A 6,034-nucleotide genomic window follows, 5' to 3' on the forward strand; every position below is an offset into this window, starting at 1 on the left:
CGATCGCGTCGCAAGTCGAAGTCCCACGGATCCGCGGGCGAAGAGCCGGACCACGATGGCAGCGTTGAGCAGGCAGGAACAATCATGAACTGGCAGACACCGCTGACGATTCTGATCGTCCTGATTGCGCTTGGCGACATTGTTCGCCGGCTGTGGGTGAGTCTGTCCGGACGAAGTCAGCCCGGCTGCGGTTCAGCCTGTTCCGGGTGCTCCGGCGGTTCGACACAGGAGCCACAGATCGTGTCGCTGGGAACCGGGTCGCCGCGTTCGCATTCCGCGGAGAACTGAGTTCACCGGCGCTGCATGCGGACAACCGCGCAGAGCGAAACCGTTGGGACGAGAAGACGTCGGCCCGAGCCCGTTATGAACCTTCCGGAACGATAATTGGCTGCGGAGTAAATCCGATGATCAGAAAGGCGAGCGTCAGCCAGCCCAGGATCGTCCGCGTTCGCCCCAGCGGCACGGTATCGTCGGCCGTCGGCGGGTGTCTCGGCCCGGTCAGCAGCAGCAGCACGATCAGCAGCACATAGGACACCTTGTTGGAATAGACCATCGCTCCGACGCCAAACGCGATGACACTGAACGCCACCCAGTGGGCCTTTCGTCCGATGAGCGTATACAGGATGTGCCCGCCGTCGAGTTGTCCGACGGGAAGCAGGTTCAATGCTGTGATGAAGATTCCGACCCAGCCTGCCATGTAGAATCCATTGTGCGTGATTTGGCCACCTTCCGGCAGCGGGCCAAGGATTCGTTCGATCATCCACACAACAATCAGCGGCTCACCGAACCTCATTCCGACCGCTTCCGGCGGAATTACGACAATCTGCGACTGGCTGATTCCGTAATACAGAACCGGCAGCGTGACGATCAGGCCCGCCAGAGGACCGGAGATCGCGATGTCGAACATCTGTTTGCGATCCGCGGCGCCTCGACCCTGGAAGATCACGGCGCCCATCGTGCCCAGGGGTGGAATTGGCAGCGGAATGAAATAGGGAAACGACGCGGGAACACGATACCGCACGGCCTGCAGAAAATGGCCCATCTCATGGCACAGCAGAATGGTCATCAGCGGAATGCTGTAGGTGAAGCCCTGAAGGGTCAGCTGCAGCATTAACTTCAGCGCTACGGCGGGCTCGCCACCGAAAAGCGATGGGATCAGCAGCAGTTGACCAAATCCGGAACCGGCCAGCGTTGTGCTGATGAACGTCAGGACGAACAGAATGACGGACGTTCGAAGCTGTTTTCGGCGAGCCTTCCGGCGCGCGGCCCACTGGTATCGGTTGACGGATTCCGGATCGGGAAAGGGATATCCCGGCGGCATCTGAATCAGGACCGGCGGGTGTCGTACCGGCACGTCTCGCGATTCTTCGGCATGGCGGGCGACAAGAAAATCCTCGTCGGAGGCGCGTGGATGCGGTGCAAAATCACCGTCATGCGAACTATTCGGAGATGTCATGAAAACGTGAAGACCGGTGGAAGTTCAGGTCGGATTGAGATGAGTAGCGGGAGTGGCTCATAGTAGGTCGATTCGCCGGAAATGGCACGCGTTAAGGCGTGCGGCATCTGAGAATGGACCCTCCCGCACAGCGGGAGCGAGGATGATCGGCGCGCCGATCAAACGAGGGGGAGGGTCGGCCGGACCGTGAGTTCCCTGCCAGCCCTCCCCGCGATCGAACGCCTGAACGGCATTCGATCGGCGACCCTCCCGTTGAAACGGGAGGGTGAAACAATTGCCGCTCTGCTCGGGTAAATTCTTCTCTGCCGATCGCTCAAGATCCAGCCGGTTGCTGCGACTGATGTGCCATGTGTGGGCAGCCGATCCGGCAACCCGGCTGCATCCTATCCGTTATGCCACTTCCGCCTTCAATTGCAGTAGTTGACAAGAAACTCGACGTCCCGAGAGGTGCGATTTCGTCATTGTCTGGAAAACAGTAAATTACTGCAATCAATAGGTCTGTCAGAGGAGTTTGCATGTCTAGTCGATCGCTCATCATACCGCTTACAATTGCCTGTTGTGGATGCGGAACTCTCTCAAACATCACACCGTGCATGATTCCGCCTCACCATTTTGAGCCATACGGAGGAGTTCGCAATTCCTGGTTCATTGCTCGCCACATGGGTGAATTTGAGCGAGACGACAAGGCTCGGAGTGATGATTCTCTTAAGGCAATTTCGGACGGAGCAGGAAGCGTCTACTTTACAGCGGTTGACGTCCCGCTCAGTGCTATTGGTGATACGTTGACGCTACCATTGGTCTTGAATGGCCATGCTCACGCAAACGGGATCCGAAAAGCTGATAGTGACTGACCGACATTCATGGCGAACGAATGTGCCACAGAAGCAATGCGCTTCTTCAGGCATAACGCCCAATCGGCGGCAACTTCGCGCCGCATAACGTGAATCGGGGCCGTCAATAGTCGACGGGGCAGCGTTGCGGATATGCTGAGCCCTGTCTACTGCGGGCATCGTGTGGTTCGCGCAGTTTCGAGTATCCAAAACGCCTGTCGTCATGGCATTCGTGAATCCGCGGAAAGTGTTGGCTGACGATGAGATTCGGGTGGTCGGCTTCCTCGGTCGCTGTGTGAGGCGGGGGATTCTGTGTGGAACGGATCCGGTATCGGGGCGGGACGACGAACTTTGGCGGCGATGGAAACGGATACGTGACAAGTGAACAATCGCATTGCAATCCTGATGCTTGCTGTGATATTCGCTTCCGCTGCCGGCATAGCAGTGTGGCTGGGCATTCTTGACACTTCGACTTCCGTACCGGATCACGCCCGACAGGACGCAACTTCAGAAGAAACCGGCCCGGTCGCGTCGGTTGGCGGCGGCTTCGGGACGGCACCGCTGAGTTCATCGGATGAGTCACCGCTGGCGGCTGTTCGTTTTTCGGAAGTCAGTGGCGACGTTGGCCTGGACGTCCACTACGTCAACGGCGTGAATCCGGATCTTCCGGGACTGATGATTTACCAGAGCATCGGCGGAGGCGTCGCGGTGATCGATGCTGACCGCGACGGGTTGCCGGATCTGTTCTTTCCGCAGGCTTCTGTCGGCTCACCGCTGGATCAGCGTGACTCTTCCGCCACGGACGTTCTGATTCGCAATCGATCGGGTCGTGCGGCGGACGTGTCGGCGATCGCTTTGCCGACAGATTCGGACTACGGCTGCGGCGCGGCTGCGGGTGATGTCGACGGCGACGGGTTCCCGGATTTGTACGTCACCAACGCGGGAATCAATCGCCTGCTGCACAACAACGGTGACGGAACGTTCGATCGGCTGCCGAATGAGGGGATTTCCCGTGACGCTCAATGGACGGCGTCCGCAATGATTGCCGACTTGAACGGCGACGGCTTTCCCGAAATCTATGACGTGAACTATTGCGGCGGCGAGCGGCCCTACACTCAGGTTTGTATGAGAGAATCCGGCCAGCACCCGAGAACCTGCATTCCCACGGAGTTTTCCGCCGCGGATGATCGACTGCTGCTGAATTCCGGCGACGGCAGCTTTCAGGATGTCAGCCAGGCCGCCGGCATTCTGATTCCTGACGGCCGGGGCCTGGGGATCATCGCCGCAGAATTTGACGGGACTGCGGGGCTGGATCTTTACGTCGCAAATGACATGACAGCGAATTTCCTGTTCCTCAACCGCACGCCGCAGGCAGGTTCTTCACCGCTGTTTGAAGACCACGGAGTTGTGTCCGGTACCGCGTATGATTTTGACGGCAAAGCTCAGGCATCAATGGGCATCGCCGTGGATGACGCCGACAACGATGGTCTGCCGGATTTGTTCGTGACTCACTTCTACAACGAATCGAATACGTACTACCACCAGCAGCCGGGGTTCTATTTTGTGGATGAATCTGTCGCCGCGAACCTGCAGTCGGCGGCCATGCAGACACTTGGCTTCGGGACTCAGTTTCTGGACGCTGACCTGGATGGCTGGCCGGACCTGGTCGTCGTGAACGGTCATGTCGATGATTTTACGGAAACGGGTGTTCCGTATCGCATGAAGCCACAGTTCTTCCGCAATCGCGGCGGACGTTTCACCGAACGGCCGGCTGCCGATGTCGGTGCATTCTTCGCCGCGGAACAACTTGGCAGGGGACTTGCGAAGCTCGACTGGAACCGCGACGGAAGGGAAGACTTTGTCGTTTCGCGGCTGATCGACCCGGCGGCGCTGGTCGTCAATGACACGTCCGTCACGGGGCACTCTGCAATTCTGTATCTGACTGGACGGATTGCTCGCGATGCCATCGGCGCCAAAGTCACCATCACTGCCGGCGGTGTTTCCAGAACCCGGCAACTTGTCGCGGGCGACGGATTCGCCAGCACCAACGAACGCCGCATCGTCTGCGGCCTGGGAACGGCCAGCCACATCGATTCGCTGCACGTGATCTGGCCGGACGGATCGGAATCGTCGTACAGTGATCTTCCGGCGGACCGCGCCTGGCGCCTTGTGCAGGGTGTGGGCACGGCGTTTGAACTGCCGGCGGAGGCGCAACCGTGAGCGTTTCTCAGCAGCAACCGGACAACGTTCGACAGCAGGACGCCGCACGTTCGCCGCAGCGCCGTCGGCGATGGCTGCCGATTGTTCTGGTCGGCGCGGCCGTTTGTGTCACGGCGATCGTGGCCGCTCGACCGATCGCCGTCTGGTATCAATTGCGTCTCGGCGGACAGGCGCTGGCGGAACACGACATCGTCGCGGCCGAACAGCACTTCGCGTCGGCGGAACGCATCGATCCGAACAACGCGGATGTTCAGTTCCGGCTGGCTCGCGTCTGTCGCCGAAAGGGAGAATTCCAGCAGGTCCGTGAACACCTCGATCGTGCCAAAGAGCTGGGGTACCGCGATCCGCCGAGACTCGAACGCGAATGGTGGCTGGCTCTGGCCCAGGCGGGTTTCATCAATCAGGTGGAACCTTACTATCCGCAAATGCTGGCGAATCCCGGTGATGACGGAGCGGAAATCTGCGACGCGTTCGTCACGGGCTTCTGCCTGAATCTGCGTTTTGGTGAAGCGATCGCTTTGCTGAATGCCTGGCAATCCGATTTCCCCGACGACTACCGTCCGCATCTTCGGCGAGGTCAGATTTTTGCCGGTCAGAAAGACTGGGCTCAGGCCCGACAACATTTCGAAGCAGCGCTGGCACTGTCGGCTGATGATCCCGTCGTTCTGAAATCCCTGGCGGAAGCCCTGCATTCTCAAAGCGAAAATGACCTGGCACTGAAACATCTGACGAAAGCACTGGAACGAACTCCGGACGACATTGAAACTCTGCTGTGCGCGGCGGATGTGCAGAGGGATCGGCGTGAACCGGAACAGGCTGTCGGCTACCTGCGTCGCGTGTTGAAAAGCAACCCCGGCCACTTTCCCGCTCGACTGCTGCTGGCAAAGCTGCAACTTGCGGCGGGGCAGACGGACGAGGCCGCTCGACTGGCGGAAGAACTTGTTCGCGAATGGCCCGAAGACTTCGCGGCCAACTACCTGCTGGCTCAGGCACTTCGCGCGGTCGGGCAGAAGGACCGTTCGGAAGAGCTGTTCGCTCGATACGCTGAACTGATGAAGGTCCGCCCGGAAATCGACCGGCTGCAGCGCGAAGTGGAAACGCATCCGGACAACGTGAACGCGCTGTTTCATCTGGGAGAATTGATGCTGCGTCACGTTTCTCGGGAAGAAGGTGTGTCGTGGCTGGAAGCCGTCTTTTACTACGAACCGGGACACGCCGGCGCGCATCGGGCACTGGCCGAGTATTTTTCCGGGATTGGTGACCAGGCGGCGGCAAATCGACATCTCGCGGAGCTCGACGCGGCGACGTCACCGGCCGGTCACGAAGCGTCAGGCGCTGCAAAAGGTGCCGGCGAATAGGCGCCGTCGCGGCACTTTCGATTTCGAGTGCGATGATTCAGCAACGCTTTGGATTTTGCGAATCGTTCGCTTTCCGGGCATTCGCTCGATTTACCGGAAGCAGACCGCGAAGTGAAATCGAAAGCGGCGACCAGTCGCCGCACTCCAAAGACGTCGCCCGCCTGGGAACT

General features: G+C 59.4%; 4 protein-coding genes. 3 read left to right on the forward strand and 1 reads right to left on the reverse strand.

Annotated features, from left to right (window positions below; all coding sequences use genetic code 11):
• Positions 1-288 (forward strand): FeoB-associated Cys-rich membrane protein (locus R3C19_27310; GenBank protein ID MEZ6064071.1); only part of this gene is annotated, 288 nt, incomplete at its 5' end.
• A 73-nt stretch (positions 289-361) separates the two neighbouring features.
• Here R3C19_27310 and R3C19_27315 read toward each other — a convergent pair.
• Positions 362-1,354 carry a site-2 protease family protein gene (locus R3C19_27315; GenBank protein MEZ6064072.1) on the reverse strand — a complete coding sequence of 331 codons (993 nt, stop codon included), beginning with the start codon at positions 1,352-1,354 and terminating at the stop codon, positions 362-364.
• Between the two features lie 1,313 nt (positions 1,355-2,667).
• On the opposite strand from R3C19_27315, the gene R3C19_27320 reads away from it, so the two are divergent.
• Together R3C19_27320 and R3C19_27325 are read left to right on the forward strand one after the other, a co-directional pair.
• On the forward strand, positions 2,668-4,506 hold the full coding sequence (locus tag R3C19_27320; protein ID MEZ6064073.1) for a CRTAC1 family protein: 1,839 nt from the start codon (positions 2,668-2,670) through the stop codon (positions 4,504-4,506).
• Positions 4,503-5,864 carry a tetratricopeptide repeat protein gene (locus R3C19_27325; GenBank protein MEZ6064074.1) on the forward strand — a complete coding sequence of 454 codons (1,362 nt, stop codon included), beginning with the start codon at positions 4,503-4,505 and terminating at the stop codon, positions 5,862-5,864. The genes R3C19_27320 and R3C19_27325 overlap by 4 nt, the downstream gene beginning before the upstream one ends.
• Positions 5,865-6,034: the final 170 nt, after the last annotated feature.

This window comes from Planctomycetaceae bacterium (genome assembly GCA_041398785.1).
GTDB lineage: Bacteria > Planctomycetota > Planctomycetia > Planctomycetales > Planctomycetaceae > JAWKUA01.